This window comes from Devosia sp. Root105, from assembly GCF_001424865.1.
Taxonomy (GTDB): Bacteria; Pseudomonadota; Alphaproteobacteria; order Rhizobiales; family Devosiaceae; genus Devosia_A.
The window spans coordinates 342,508-356,453 of record NZ_LMCR01000001.1; the positions used below are offsets into that span (position 1 = coordinate 342,508).

At 66.4% G+C, this 13,946-nt stretch carries 10 protein-coding genes and 1 tRNA gene; 5 read left to right on the forward strand and 6 right to left on the reverse strand.

Annotated elements, in window-relative coordinates:
* Nucleotides 1-26: 26 nt before the first annotated feature.
* A complete protein-coding gene (gene rbsK / locus ASC68_RS01620; protein ID WP_055873764.1) occupies nt 27-962 on the forward strand; it encodes a ribokinase in 936 nt (311 codons plus the stop codon).
* Nucleotides 963-1,069: 107 nt separating this feature from the next.
* Entirely contained in the window at nt 1,070-2,320 is a 1,251-nt protein-coding gene (locus ASC68_RS01625; RefSeq protein WP_082527819.1) for a glycoside hydrolase family 27 protein, read from the forward strand.
* Between the two features lie 265 nt (nt 2,321-2,585).
* Here the strand turns inward: ASC68_RS01625 and ASC68_RS01630 are convergent, their stop codons facing one another.
* From ASC68_RS01630 to ASC68_RS01640, 3 genes are read right to left on the reverse strand one after another with little or no spacing between them, the layout of a single operon-like run.
* Nucleotides 2,586-3,581 carry an ABC transporter permease gene (locus ASC68_RS01630; protein WP_055873768.1) on the reverse strand — a complete coding sequence of 332 codons (996 nt, stop codon included), beginning with the start codon at nt 3,579-3,581 and terminating at the stop codon, nt 2,586-2,588.
* Nucleotides 3,581-5,071, reverse strand: coding sequence for a sugar ABC transporter ATP-binding protein (locus tag ASC68_RS01635; RefSeq protein WP_055873770.1), 1,491 nt, complete (start codon nt 5,069-5,071; stop codon nt 3,581-3,583). The genes ASC68_RS01630 and ASC68_RS01635 overlap by 1 nt, the downstream gene beginning before the upstream one ends.
* A 50-nt stretch (nt 5,072-5,121) precedes the next feature.
* On the reverse strand, nt 5,122-6,084 hold the full coding sequence (locus tag ASC68_RS01640; RefSeq protein WP_055873773.1) for a substrate-binding domain-containing protein: 963 nt from the start codon (nt 6,082-6,084) through the stop codon (nt 5,122-5,124).
* Nucleotides 6,085-6,365: 281 nt separating this feature from the next.
* On the opposite strand from ASC68_RS01640, the gene ASC68_RS01645 reads away from it, so the two are divergent.
* Together ASC68_RS01645 and ASC68_RS01650 are read left to right on the forward strand one after the other, a co-directional pair.
* Complete coding sequence (locus tag ASC68_RS01645) at nt 6,366-7,385, forward strand: GntR family transcriptional regulator (protein WP_055873776.1); 1,020 nt, start codon at nt 6,366-6,368, stop codon at nt 7,383-7,385.
* A 150-nt stretch (nt 7,386-7,535) separates the two neighbouring features.
* Entirely contained in the window at nt 7,536-8,444 is a 909-nt protein-coding gene (locus ASC68_RS01650) for a glycosyltransferase family A protein (RefSeq protein ID WP_082527820.1), read from the forward strand.
* A 46-nt stretch (nt 8,445-8,490) separates the two neighbouring features.
* Here the strand turns inward: ASC68_RS01650 and ASC68_RS01655 are convergent, their stop codons facing one another.
* Both ASC68_RS01655 and ASC68_RS01660 read right to left on the reverse strand, forming a co-directional pair.
* A complete protein-coding gene (locus ASC68_RS01655; protein WP_055873782.1) occupies nt 8,491-9,735 on the reverse strand; it encodes an MFS transporter in 1,245 nt (414 codons plus the stop codon).
* Nucleotides 9,736-10,011: 276 nt separating this feature from the next.
* Nucleotides 10,012-10,281, reverse strand: coding sequence for a hypothetical protein (locus tag ASC68_RS01660; protein ID WP_055873784.1), 270 nt, complete (start codon nt 10,279-10,281; stop codon nt 10,012-10,014).
* Nucleotides 10,282-10,756: 475 nt separating this feature from the next.
* Between ASC68_RS01660 and ASC68_RS01665 the strand changes: the two genes are divergently transcribed.
* Nucleotides 10,757-13,681 (forward strand): BTAD domain-containing putative transcriptional regulator, encoded by a 2,925-nt coding sequence (locus ASC68_RS01665; protein ID WP_055873787.1) that lies wholly within the window; start codon nt 10,757-10,759, stop codon nt 13,679-13,681.
* A gap of 111 nt (nt 13,682-13,792) precedes the next feature.
* On the opposite strand, the gene ASC68_RS01670 is transcribed toward ASC68_RS01665, so the two are convergent.
* Nucleotides 13,793-13,869, reverse strand: a tRNA-Pro gene (locus ASC68_RS01670).
* Nucleotides 13,870-13,946 lie beyond the last annotated feature (77 nt).

Consider the following 13,946-nt stretch of genomic DNA (forward strand, 5'->3'; position numbering starts at 1 on the left):
ACCCGACGAAACGAGGAGGAGATGAGATGGCGCGCGCACCTGTTGCAGTGCTCGGGATTTTCGTGGCGGATCTGGCGTTCCGGGCGCCGCGGCTGCCGCTGATGGGCGAGACCATTCTCGGCCAGGGGTTCAAGGACGGGCCGGGCGGCAAGGGCTCGAACCAGGCGATCGCCGCGGCGCGGGCCGGTGGCGACGCGCGGATGATCACCCGGATCGGCCGCGACACCTTTGGCGACATGGCGCAGAAGGCCTGGGCGGCCGACGGCATCGACACCTCGGCCGTCGCGATCGATGACCACCTGCCCACTGGCGCGGCGTTCATCTTCGTTTCCACCGAGACCGGCAATAACGCCATCATCGTCGAGAGCGGCGCGGCGGCAAAGCTGTCGCCGGCCGACGTGGCGGCGGCCGAGAGCGTGATCCGCGGCAGCAAGGTGCTGATCACCCAGTTCGAGCAGCCGGTCGAAACGGCGATCGCCGGGCTGGCGCTGGCCCGCCAGCACGGGGTGATCACCATCCTCAACCCAGCCCCGGCGCTGCCGGTCGACGACGCGATCTACGCGCTCTGCGACTATGTCACGCCGAACGAAACCGAGGCGGCAACGCTGACCGGATTGCGGGTCGAGACCGAAGCCGATGCGCTGGCCGCTGCCAGGGAGTTCGTCCGCCGCGGCGCGAAGAATGCGCTGATCACCCTGGGCGAGAAGGGCGCACTGCTCCATGGCGAAGCCGGCACGCACATGGTGCCGGCCTTCAAGGTGGAGAAGGTGGTCGAGACCACCGGTGCCGGCGACGCCTTCAATGGCGGCTTCGCCGTGGCGCTGGCCGAGGGCCAATCGCCGGTCGATGCCATCCGCTTCGGCTGCGCCACCGCCGGCCTCTCGGTGCAGAAACCCGGCACCGCACCGTCGATGCCTGTTCGAGCCGAGATCGAGGCGATGCTGGCAGGCGCGGGCTCCTGAAATCGGGCAAATGCTTTCGGGTTCGCCCGGTCGGCGGTGGCGACGCTTGACGTCGCAGCCGGCTGGGGGTTGGCGTCGCGGTCTCAGTAACTGGATCGACGCCAACCATGACCATTCTCGCCCCGACCCCGCCGATGGGCTGGAACAGCTGGAACAGCTTTGCCACCACGATCACCGAGGCGCAGGCCCTCGAGACCGCAGCGATCATGGCCGAAAAGCTGCTGCCCTTCGGCTATGACGTCTTCACCGTCGACATCCAGTGGTACGAGCCGGAAGCCAGGAGCTACAACTACAACACCAAGCCGGTGCCGACGATGGACGGGTTTGGGCGGGTCACGCCGGCGCTGAACCGCTTCCCCTCGGCTGCCAACGGGGTTGGCTTCGCCGAGCTGGCGCGGCAGGTGCATGGGCTGGGACTGCAATTCGGCATCCACATCATGCGCGGCATCCCGCGGCTGGCGGTCGAGCAGAACCTGCCCGTCCTCGGCACAACGGTGCGAGCCGCCGATATCGCCGACACCTCCAGCATCTGCAGCTGGAACCCCGACATGTACGGCGTCGATATGCAGAAGCCCGGGGCGCAGGCCTATTATGACAGCATATTTGCGCTCTACGCCGAGTGGGGCGTCGACTTCATCAAGATGGACGACATGAGCCGTCCCTACGATGCGCACGCTGCCGAGATCGAGGCGGCGCACGATGCCATCGTGAAGACCGGCCGGCCGATGGTGCTATCGCTATCGCCGGGCGAGACGCCGGTGATCCGGGCCGAACATGTGCGCGAGTACGCGCAGCTGTGGCGGATCAGTGATGATTTCTGGGACGAGTGGGCGATGCTCGAGGCGCAGTTCGTGCGGCTCGAGAACTGGAACCCGTGGCGCCGCCCCGGCGCCTGGCCGGATGCCGATATGCTGCCGCTCGGCCGGCTGGCGCTCGGCGACCGCGACACGCGCTTCACCCCCGCAGAGCAGCGGACGGTGATGACGCTCTGGGCCATTGCCCGCTCGCCGCTGATCATGGGCGGCGACCTGCGCCACCTCGATGCCCCAACCCTGGCGTTGCTGACCAACCGCGAGGTGCTGGCGGTCAACCAGTCGAGCACCGACAACCAGCCGCATTTCGTCATGGACGGTACCCGGGTGTGGACGGCGCGGGCTACGAACGGCGATGCCTATCTGGCGCTGTTCAACACCGGCAAGACGGAGCGCGAGGTCGGCTTCAAACTTGCGCCACTTGGCATCGACAGCGCCGAGGTAACGGACCTGTGGACGGGGCGGCCGCTCGGCCGGCACGCCGGCAGCTTCGTCGCGACGTTGCCGAGCCATGGCGCCGGGTTGTATCGGCTGAGGGCATCCTAGGCTGTCACAGGTGCTTCCTGGGGATTGCCGCTGCTTTGATGCAGGCCCTTCGGCGAACTTGCCACCAAACAGCGCCCCGAACTCGGTGTCATCCCTGCGAAAGCAGGAACCCAACTCGCCACAGCGCAAGCGGATAGATGGGTCCCAGCTTTCGCTGGGATGACAGCCGGTGGGTGGGCACGACCATAACTACAACAGTAACCTGGCGCGTATGGGCCTGCGCCGGGATGACATCGAAACCTTGGGTGCCGCTGGTGGCAGACACTCACCGCTTGATGCCGCGCTCCAGCACCTGATTGAGCAGCACGGCGGCGAGGATGGTGGCGCCCGAAACGACGAGGCGCCAATACTCGGAGACGTTCATCAGCACCATGCCGTTGTTGATGCAGCCGAGGAACAGCACGCCGAGCAGGGTGCCCCAGATGCGGCCCTTGCCGCCGAAGAGGCTGGTGCCACCGATGATCACTGCGGCGATGACGTTGAGCTCCATGCCGGTGGCGGCAGTGCCGTTGCCCGAGCCGATCTGGCTGGCGATCAGCATGCCGCTGAGCGCGGTGAGCCCGCCGGTGATGGCGAGGGCCAGCGTCTTGGTGCCGTAGACGTCGATGCCCGATAGCCGCGAGGCCTCGGCATTGCCGCCGACGGCGTAAACGGCGCGGCCGAAGCTCGTGTATTTCATCAGCACATGCATGGCGGCGAACACCGCGAGGAAGAAGAATACGGGCGTCGGCACGCCGCCGACATTGCCGGCGCCGAGGAAGTTGAAGCCCTTGGGAAAGCTGGTGATAGGAAAGCCGCCCGAGATCAGGTTGGCGATGCCGCGCAGGCCCGCCAGCATCGCCAGCGTGGTGATGAAGCTCGGCACGTTGAACCATTGCCGCATCTTGCCGGTGAACACCCCGCAGCCGATGCCGACGGCGATGGCGGCCAGCGCGCCGATAGCGACGGCCGGCCAGGGGCCGATGCTGTCGGTGAGCGCGCCGCAGGTCCAGCCGAGGATGCAGCCGGCCAGCGCCGCACCGGCGCCGACCGAGAGGTCGATCTCGCCGGCGATGATCACCGCCGTCATACCGAAGGCAATGATCCCCAGCATGGAAACGGCGCGCAGCACATTGAGCAGGTTGGGCAGGCTGGCAAAGCCCGGCGCGGCGACGACCAGCACGAGGATCAGGGCGACGAGGATCAGCTCCATGACGAAGTAGCGCAGCATGGTGAGGCTGAGGCCGCCTCGCGGCGTGGTACGTTCGGCGTCGGCGCTCATCAGGGATGTCCCTCCATGCAGAGCTGGTAGAGTTCGGTGAGGTTGGTGGTCTCCGGCGTCACTTCGGCGACGAGGCGACCGTGATGCAGCACGAGGATGCGGTCTGCGACATCGAGCAGTTCCTCGAGTTCGCTGGACACGAAGATCGAGGAAAGTCCGGCTTCGGCCTCAGCCCACATGATCTCGAAGATCTGCTGCTTGGCCTGGAGATCGACGCCGCGGCTTGGCTCATCGAAGAACATCACTTTCGGCGCTGTGTTGAGCCAGTTGCCGATCACCACCTTCTGCTGGTTACCGCCCGAAAGGGTCGACACCGGCAGCCGCGGATCGGCCACCTTGATGCCGAGGTCGCGGATCTGGCGGGTGACCGACGGGGTTTCGCGGGCGCGATTGGTGAAACCGGCGCGGGCGATGCGATCGAGGCTGGCGAGGATCAGGTTGTCGTGGATGGCGGCCATCTGCACCAGCCCGACCTCCTTGCGGTTCTCGGGGGTGTAGCCGAGCCCCAGCGCCTTCATGCGCTTAGGGGTCGGCCGCTCGACACGCTGGCCGGCAAAGCTGATCTCGCCGCCCTCGAGCGGATCGGCGCCGAAGATGGCGCGCAGCACCTCGGTGCGACCGGCGCCGAGCAGGCCGGCCATCCCCAGCACTTCGCCGGGATAGAGCTCGAACGAGATGTCGGTGAAAGCCGGAGCTCGCGTCAGCTGGCGAACCGACAGCACCGGGTTGCTGCGGTTGACCGCCCGGCGGGCGGGGCGCGAGGCTTTCGCCACGTCGCCGAACATCATCTCGACGATCTTGGCTGGCGTCGCATCTGATATTTCGATGGTGCCGACATAGTGGCCGTCGCGGACCACGGTGCAGGTATCGGCCAGCTCGAACAGCTCGTTCATCCGGTGGGTGATGTAGATCACCGTCACGCCGCGCGCCTTGAGCCGGCGCACCAGATCGAACAGGTGCTGGACCTCGCGCGCCGCCAGCGCCGAGGTCGGCTCGTCGAGGATCAACACTGATGGGGCAAAGCTCATCGCCTTGACGATTTCGACCATCTGCTGCTGGCCCAGGCTCAGCGTCTCGACCAGCCGGCGCGGCTCGATCTCGAGCTCCATTTCGGTGAGCAGCGCGGCGGCCTGCCGGTGTAGTTCGCTCCAGTCGACAAAGCGGCCACGCCTCGGCAGCCGGCCGAGAAAGATGTTCTCGCCCACCGACAGAGAGGGCACCAGTGACAGCTCCTGGTGCACGGTGACGATGCCGACGGCAAAGGCCTCAGAGGGTGTCGCGAAGCTCACCTCGTGGCCATTCACCGACAGCGTGCCGGAGGTCGGCTGCACGGCGCCGGCGAGGATCTTGATGGCGGTGGATTTGCCGGAACCGTTGCGCCCCATCAGGGCGTGCACGCGGCCGGGCGCAAAGGCATGCGAGAAATGCGACAGCGCCAGCGTGCCATCATAGGCCTTGCTGACATCGCGGAATTCGATGGCGCCGCGCATCTGAAGCTACCGGAAAGAGCCGCCGGCGCCGAAGCACCGGCGGCGACGTCTTACTGCTTCACGCTCGCCGCATAGGCTTTGACCGCCTCGAGGTCGTAGCGGGAAAGCGCCAGCGGCGGGATGTCGTAGGCCTTTTCGGTGGCCTCGCCCTTGGCGGCGGCGAGCGCCACGTCGGTGGCTTTCTTGCCCATCTCGAAGGGCTGCTGCGCCGTGGTGGCGATCAGCACATTGTCCTCGTCGAGCAGGAACCCGGCCAGCTGTTCCGAGCCATCGGTGCCGAACACGAACACCTTGCCCTGCAGCCCCGCGGCGCGCACCGCCTGCACCGCGCCGACGGTGCCGCCTTCGTTGGCGGCATAGATCACCTGCAGCCCGGGATTGGCGGTGAGGATGTCGGTGGCGACGGTCACGGCATTCTCGGCGAGCCAGGCATCCTGCGTCGCGACGATGTCGAGTTCGGCGCCGGCCTTGGCCTTTTCGAGGAAGCCATTGGTGCGGTCGTCACTCATCTGCTGCAGCTGCGAGCGGAAGCCGAGCAGCGCCACCTTGGCCTTGCCGTCGAAAGTCTCGGTGATGAAGCGGGCCGCCGCCTCGCCGGTGAAGCGGCCGATATCGAGCTGGCTGGTGCCGATATCGGCGACCTGGAAATCGGAATTGATCGAGGTGCCGTAGAGCACCACTTTGACGCCGGCGTCACGGGCGCGCTCCAGCGCCGGGATCGAGGCATCGCCATTGAGCGGGGCGAGGACGATCGCCTTGGCGCCGCGGGCGATGAAGGTGTCGACCAGCTCGGCTTCCTTTTCGAGCTTGTTCTCGGAATTGCCCTGCAACAGCGTCGCGCCGCCATCCTTGGCGCTCTGCTCCATGCCGAGCTGGATGCCGCGGAAGAACTGATCCTGCTGGAAGATCATGCCGCCGATCACCGTCTCCTGCGCCAAGGCGCCGCCAAGGCCAGCGCCGGACAAAAGGGTAGCGAGGCCGGCCGAGGCCAGCACCAAACGTGCGAACTTCATCGAAACTCTCCTCCGGCGTCCGGGGGAACGCCATGTCACGGCCGGCAAGGCGGCCGCCTCCCTCGTCGCTTCCTCCAGCGACGGCAACACTCTTGCAAATCGCTGCGACGAGAGTCAATGCATATTGCATGCAGAGTGCGTCACGATAGAATGGTGCGCGCGAAGCAATGCAGCGCGCTGCCCAAAGCGCGATGGTGGGCGGGGATCGGCGACTTATGGATATCGCAAGCAGTTGCCGGAAATATGCGATCTTCAGCGCCGACTGACAGAGGGGCACCCAAATGGTAGAACGACGCCCGATGTCGCCCAAGCCCGAAGCGCCGCTGTACCAGACCATCTATACGGTGCTCCGTGAGCACCTCGAAGCGGGGGCGTTTCCGGCCGGGCTGGTGCTCGGCGAGGCCAATGTGGCGCGGGCCTTCAAGGCGAGCCGCATCCCGGCCGCCGCCGCGCTGAAGCGGCTGAGCGACGAAGGGCTGATCGGCAGTTTTGCCGGACGCGGCTTCATTGCCCGCGGCGGCGAGACGGCGCCAAAACCGCTGCGGCTCGAGCTCAGCGAAGCGGGCCTGGTGCTGCCGGCGGCGCTGGAGGCCGACGGCTCGCCGCGTAATATCGGGCTGAAGATTTATCCCGAGGTCGAGCACGCCGTAGCCGCCAGCCTCGCCTATGGTCGGTTCATGCTGAACGAATCGGCGCTGGCCGAGCATTACGGGGTCAGCCGGACCATCGCGCACGAAGTGCTGACCCGGCTGGCCCGCACCGGCATTATCGTCCAGGAGGCCAACCAGCGCTGGTATGCCGGGCCGCTGACCGCCGAATCGATCCGCGAGCATTACGAGATGCGCTGGATCCTCGAGCCTGTAGCGCTGCGCCAGGCGTTTCCGAAATTCACCGAGGCGGAGCTGACCGCCCGCCGCGACCGGGTGATGCGGGCGCAGGGCGGCGATCGCGGCATCATGGAGCTCGAGGGGATCGAGCAGGACCTGCACATCGACACCGTAGCCCGCTGCAATAACCGGCAGCTGCTGCAGGCGGTGCAGCGCAGCCAGCTGCTGCTGATCGCCACGCACGCCACCTTCCGCAGCCACCGCACCGGCACCGAAATCTCCACCATGCTGGAGGAGCACCGGAGCATCTACGACCTGCTGCTCGACGGCGATCTCGACAGCGCCTGCCGCATGCTGGAGACGCATCTGCACCGCTCGATGCACCCCAATATCGAGATGATCGCCCGGCTCGGCCCGATGCCGGAGGCAGCGCGGCTGCCCTACCTGACGCCGGTGGACCGCGGCGCAAGCTGAGGCAAGCCGCATTGGATGTATCGTCAAGTAACGGATGACGCGGTAAGCGGCCCGACGCCCCCCGGACATTTGCCCCCAGCATCGTGGACAGAATCAGCGACTGCTGGTCCACATCTGGCACAATAGTACCGCCCGGACGCCTCGCCTTCGATGATCAACCAACAGGTATACATCTACGACCGGAGCCTCAGGGGGACCTCGAGTCGAGTCACGCCCGACCGCCTGATTGCCACCACGGGCAGCACGACGGGGCCGCTGGTTTCATGCCTTATGGTAACGCGGGGCGATGTTGCCCGGGTCCGCGCCTCGATCGGCTATTTCAGCAGGCAGACTTATCGTAACAAAGAGCTGATCGTCGTCTGCGGCACGACGACTGCCGCGCTGCAGCATCTCGTCGAGCAGAGCGGAGCCGACGTGCGTCTCGTCCCCGCCGACCGGCAACTATCGCTCGGGCTGCTCAGAAACGTCAGCGTAGATCAGGCGCGGGGCGAGATCGTCTGCGTGTGGGACGATGACGATATCTATGGTGTCCATCGCCTTGAGCGTGGCGTCGGGGCGCTGCTGCAGGCCAGGGCCGATGCCGTCTTCCTGCGGCAACTATGCCTGTGGTCGCCCCACGAGAGGCTGCTGAGACTGTCGAATACACGCGTCTGGGAAGGCTCGATGATCGCCTTCAAGAACGTGCTGCCCCGCTATCCGGATGCTGCCCGGGGTGAAGATACGGCGCTGGTCGAGGCAATGCTCCAGGCGCGTTCATTGGCGCTGATGGATGACCCGCTATCCTACTGTTACTGCATCCACGGCCAGAACACCTCCGGCGCGCCACTCTTCCAGGGCATTTTCAACGATGCGAGTCTCAAGTTCAGCTATGGCAGGGCGCTCGCGGCGTTTTCGGCGCTCCTCGCGTTTGACGAGCACCCGGCTTTCGGCGAGCCGGACCGCAAGCTGCTCGCCGAGAACGCCGGCGATGTCGGCCAGTTGCGGCGACTGGAGACCTATGTGGGCGTCAACCAGTTCCTGCGGCGCCTGCGCTACCGCTTCAAACGCCGTGCGGCATAGCGGCCGGTCCGTGCTCGTGGGCCAATGAAACCGCCTCACCGCAGCGCTAGGCTGACGCGTCGGTCGGCATCGAGGCGCCGCGGAAGCGGGAGAGCAGCAGCACCGTCCCGGTCCCCAGCATCGTCGCTCCGGCAATGGCCAGCGCCGTGCGGTCGCCGAACTGCAGGGCCAACCAGCCGCCGAACGGGGCGGCCAGCGCGATGAGGCCCCAGTTGATCGAACGGATGGTGGTGTTCATTCGCCCCCGCAACCGCGAGGGCGTCACGGCGTTGCGGAAACTCATCTCGAGCGGGCCGCGCAAGCCGAAGCCGACGCCGTAAACGAGCTGCGCCGCGATGAGCGCATAGAGCGCGAGCCCCGATTGTGGCGCTGCCGCCACCAGCAGCCACCCCGCCCCGGTCAGGTAATCGCAGAAGAGGATGGCCTTGCCAGTCCCGAGCACCCTCGCCGCCCACTCCGCCAATCCGGCCCCCAGCATGCCGGCCAACCCCGCCACTCCCAGGGTCAATCCGACGGCACCGGCATCGAGCCCGAGCTTGGTCGCATGGAAGATGTAGACCGTGCCGGCGATCGCATTGGCGATGAACCAGGCATGGAGGCAAATCGCATAGGGCGCGAGGAAGGTGTGCCGGTAGACCCAGGCAATCCCCTCCCTGAGATCGGCGCCGACCGAAGCTGGCGCCCGCCGCTCGGATGGCTGCGGATCCGGAACGCCGGCGAGCAGCACTGCCGAGGCGGCGTAGGTGAAAGCGTTGATCAGCATGGTGACCGGGGCCCCGACTACGCCGGCCAGCAGGCCGGCGAGCAAAGGCCCCAGCGTCTGCGCGGCGGTGTAGGTCTGGGTCATGACCACGCTCCCCGAGGCCAGGAGGTTCGGCGGCAGCAGGTCGGCGGTGAACGATTGATGCGCTCCGCCCTGCAGCACCGCCGCACAGCCGAGCAGGAACACCAGCACCGCCAGCCCCAGCGGCGAGAGCACCCCCAGGATGCCGAGCCCGGCAATGGCGAGCAGCAGCAGGCAACTGGCAATATCGGTGGCGATCAGCAGCTTCCTGCGCCGCACCCGATCGACGACCACCCCCGCCACCAGGCCGAACAGCAGCGAGGGCAGCCACTGCGCCGACCGGACCCAGCCGATCTCCAGCTGGTCGGCATCGAGGGTATGGATCAGCAACAGTTGCAGCGACAGGCCGAAAATGAACGTCCCGAACGTCGACAACCCGTCCGCAAGCCACAGGCGTACGAAGCCGGGATGGTGCAGCAACTGACCAAATGCGGACCGCTCAACCATAGGTGCCCATCTCACACACTGCCGGTCAGCGTGTCGGATTCGTAATGGTCGCCGCAAGGGGCATCCGAGGGTGCATGCTGCCTTGTCGCGAGGGGCTTTTGATGGGTGAAACGCGGCAGCCTCAACTTGGCCCCGGCAGGTCGCAGCGCCGTAACGCTCGCCTCACGGCCTGCGACTTAGCCTGAAACTCGGCCAGGACCCCTGTTGCGCCGGGCCTGCAGCCGGCCGCTTGAAGCCACCCGAGCGCCGGCTGCGTCACTTCGGCGGAAACGCGTGTTATCGCGATGGCGCCGGAACGGCACTCGGCGTTGCGACCGATCCATCGTGATAGAGCAGCACGCGCTCTTCATCGCCGTCGGGGTTGAGGTATGAAACTTCCGCGAGGATGTTTTTCGGCTCACCTAACAGATAGGGCCTGGTCCGCATGACCCTTTCGGCCGCCGCGATGGGGTGGGCGGCGATGGCCCGCACCGGTTTGGCGAAAGCAACCCCGCCACTTCCACCGATATAGCGCGCCACCTGGAAGGCGAACTGAACGTCACCCATTGACGCCTCCCCACGAACGCCCCTGACGGGTGCGCAGGATTGCTGTGCCATAGCGCTCGCATGCATAGGCGGCGAGAATGAAACTCATGGTGCCTACCTCCTTCCGTCGCGACAATTCGGCCAGGGACGATGAGGCAGATCCGCTGCTAGGCGCATGCGCCACACCGTTGCCGAGGCCTGGAAAGACCTCGACAAGCCGGGATGATCACGTCGCGAGCTGTGGCCCGCCAGCGGCGCAAGCAATTGCAGATGCCACTCTTCAGGCTGCACGCCAGAACGGCATCGGGCATTAAAGATATGGCGCAGACGTAATGGCCACGTGATCCCGGCATGCGAGCAACGTGATTTGCCCGTGAATTTCTGTCTGCTACGGTTCACTTCTTCGATCGAGCAGTGAGCGAAACGGCCTGTGACCTCGCCCCATCTGTATCTCAATCTCCTGGGCCCGTTCGAAGCTCGGTCTCAAGATGGACGCGTGATCGAGCTCAGGCTCAAGACGGCGCGTCTTGTGCTGGCTTGGCTGGCGCTCCGCCCACGGCAAAGCGGCAGTCGCGAAGAGATTGCGGCCCTGCTGTGGAGCGAACGGAGCGAGGCCCAGGCCTACCAGAGCCTGCGCCAGACCCTGGCCGTGCTTCGGCGGTCCCTCAATGCAGAGGCCAGCGAGGTGCTTGAGGTCGATCGTGAAAAGCTGAGCTTTGCCTCGGGCATGGTGCAGTCGGACGTCGCATTGCTTGAGGTCGAGGTCGACAGCACCGTTGAGGTGCTGGAGCGGGCGGTGGCGCAATACAAGGGAGAATTCCTCGAGGGCTTGAGCATTCGCGATCCGCTTGGCCAGCAATGGCTCGAGGCCCGGCGCGCCGAACTCCGGGGGATCGCGACCAAACGCTTCGAATGGCTGCTTACGGCCTACGAGCGGGCGGCACGCCATAAGGATGCCGAACCGATCGCGGCCCGCCTGGTCGAGATCGACCCGCTTGCCGAACCAGGGCATCGGGCCTTGATGCGGGCGCACCTGGCCGCAGGTGAGCGGGCCCTCGCCGTGCGGCAATACCAGCGTTGTCGCGATATCCTGTTGCGCGAACTGTCGGTCGAGCCGGCGGCCGAGACCAAGGCATTGCTGCGGCTGGCGGCCGACCCGGCGCCATATCATCTGGATGCCGCGCCTGCGGTGCGCGACCAGTCCCTCGGCCGGACGCCGCAAGCGCACAACCTGCCGCGGCAGATGACCTCGCTGGTCGGTCGCGACGAGGAGGTGGAGGAGGTTCTCGCCCGCCTCCGCCGCTACCGGCTGGTAACGCTTACCGGCCCCGGTGGCGCGGGCAAGACCCGCATGGCCGTTGAAACCGGCTTCCGGCTCGCCGGGGGATATGCGGATGGGGTCTGGCTGGTCGAACTGGCCGCGATTGCCGACCCACAACTGGTTGGGGAAGCGTTGTGCGGTGCCTTGGGGGTGCCCGTGGCTGGCGATCGGCCGGCCATCGAGAGCGCCATCGCCCACTTGCATCAGCGGGACGTGCTGCTCATCCTCGACAATTGCGAGCACCTGATCGCAGCCTCGGCGCGGCTCGTCGAGATGCTGCTGGGCGCCTGCCCATCGGTTTCGATCCTGGTGACCAGCCGCGAGAGTCTGTCGGTACCCGGCGAGAGCCAGTATCGGGTGCCGAGCCTCGCCTATCCAGCCCGCCCGGAGGCAATAAGCCCGACGGTCGCGGTCGCGCACAGCGCCGTGCAGTTATTCGTCGATCGTGCCGCCGCGATAGTCGATGGGTTCGTGCTCGATGAGGGCAATGCGCCCGCTATCGCCAGCATCTGCAAGCAGGTCGACGGCATCCCCCTGGCCATCGAGCTGGCGGTTGGGCGGCTCAAAATGATGGGGCCCGATTGGCTGGCCAGCAATCTCAGCGCGTCGTTCATGACGCTGCGCCGGTCGACCAGGGCCGGCCCCCGACATCACCAGACCCTGCGCGCCATGCTCGACTGGAGCTACGATCTGCTGCCCACCGAAGAACAGGCGCTGCTGCGCCGGCTTGCGGTGTTCGCCGGCGGCTGCTCGCTGGCATCGGCGATGCGGGTCGCCAGCGGCGCGCCGATTGCAGAGGATGAAGTGTTCGACCTGTTATCCTCGCTGGTGGAAAAGTCGCTGGTCGCAGTGGACCTGACGGAAGCCGAGCCGCGTTACCGCCTGCTCGAGACGACGCGCAGATATGCCCTGGACAAGCAGGGCGATATTGGCGAGCCGGGTCGGCAGCGCGAGCTCGCGGCCTACCTGATTGATCGGTTCACCGAGGGCCGGGAGACCTGGCCCAGGACGCCAACCGCCACCTGGCTGGGTCGGTATGAGCCGGAACTCGACAATGTGCGTGCCTCACTGGAATGGGCCTTTGGAGCTGAAGGCGAGGCAAAGCTCGGCGTTCAGCTTGCCACGCTGAGCCTCCGGCTCTGGGATGAGCTCTCGCTGTTCCGTGAACGCGAGCGCTGGAGCGAAGTGGCGATGCTCCAGATCGACCAGGGTACGCCGCCCGACATCGCAGGGCGGCTCTATCTGTCGAAGACCTCCAACAGCGCGCATGGCGATCACTCTGGCTTTGCCTTTGCCGATCAGGCGGTGCAGCTGTTCCGCTCCGCCGGCCGCGATCTCGATCTCGGCGAAGCCCTGGCCCGCGCCGGGGCCGCGCTGCTGACCATGGAGACAATCGGAAAAGCGCTGCCGTATCTCGAAGACGCCCTGAAGGTGCTTGAGCCGCTCGGTCCGACCAAACCGCTGGCGAGTTGCCTCCGCTCCAAGGGTGTGGCGGCGTATCTGGGTGGCGACGTCGCGGCGGCGCGAACCTTGATCGGACGATCCATGGCCGTGTGCAGGAGCGTCGGCGATTCCCGGGGTGTGGCGAGCGCGCAAATCGCGCTGGCAGAAATGGACTTCATCGCCGGCGAGGTCGCGAGTGCCATCACTGGGATCCAACGTATGCTCGGCGGCCCGGACCATAACCGCCGACAGGCCACCTTGGGCCTCAGCAACCTCGCCTCATACCTGCTTTCGGATGGCAAGCTGGAACCGGCGCGCCAATCCGCAATCGAGAGCTTGCGAGAGGCGAGAGCCCTCGGCTGGCCAGCAGCAATCGTGCGTGCCGCGGAACACCTGGCCCTGGTGGCCGCCCTCGAAGGAGAAGCCGAGCTCGCCGCCCGGCTGCTCGGGTTTACCGAGGCGTTCTACGCCAAAGGCAACGCCAGCCGGGAATGGACCGAGCAGGTCACCCACCAACGCCTGGTGGCCGAACTGTCCCAGCGGCTGTCGCCACCACGCCTGAGCGCTGCCATGCAGGACGGCGCTGGCTGGAGCGAGCAGCAGGCGATCGAGGCGGCAATGGTCGTCGGCCAGGGGTCGCGCGTGGCGGAGGTTTAGGGCGCGCCGGAAACGAGTCCGGCATCGGCGGCTGTGAGGCAGTGCTCAGTGTCTGTCCAACGCCCATGCCGCCGAAGAAAAACCCCGACCTCTTGCGAGGCCGGGGTTGATTGGTCGGAGTAGAGTGATTCGAACACTCGACCCCCTGCTCCCGAAGCAGGTGCGCTACCAGGCTGCGCTATACTCCGTCAGATTGCCCTCTGGACCCTTGGTGCCGAACTCCGGGATGGTTCGGCGGGTGGCCAGCGGCTAACGAGGCGCGTTA

Coding starts and splice junctions, on each gene's coding strand:
- ASC68_RS01645 (WP_055873776.1), top strand. CDS start 6,366: ATGGTAGAACGACGCCCGATGTCGCCCAAGCCCGAAGCGCCGCTGTAC.
- ASC68_RS01655 (WP_055873782.1), bottom strand. CDS start 9,735: ATGGTTGAGCGGTCCGCATTTGGTCAGTTGCTGCACCATCCCGGCTTC.
- ASC68_RS01650 (WP_082527820.1), top strand. CDS start 7,536: ATGATCAACCAACAGGTATACATCTACGACCGGAGCCTCAGGGGGACC.
- ASC68_RS01660 (WP_055873784.1), bottom strand. CDS start 10,281: ATGGGTGACGTTCAGTTCGCCTTCCAGGTGGCGCGCTATATCGGTGGA.
- ASC68_RS01635 (WP_055873770.1), bottom strand. CDS start 5,071: ATGCGCGGCGCCATCGAATTCCGCGATGTCAGCAAGGCCTATGATGGC.
- ASC68_RS01625 (WP_082527819.1), top strand. CDS start 1,070: ATGACCATTCTCGCCCCGACCCCGCCGATGGGCTGGAACAGCTGGAAC.
- rbsK (WP_055873764.1), top strand. CDS start 27: ATGGCGCGCGCACCTGTTGCAGTGCTCGGGATTTTCGTGGCGGATCTG.
- ASC68_RS01640 (WP_055873773.1), bottom strand. CDS start 6,084: ATGAAGTTCGCACGTTTGGTGCTGGCCTCGGCCGGCCTCGCTACCCTT.
- ASC68_RS01630 (WP_055873768.1), bottom strand. CDS start 3,581: ATGAGCGCCGACGCCGAACGTACCACGCCGCGAGGCGGCCTCAGCCTC.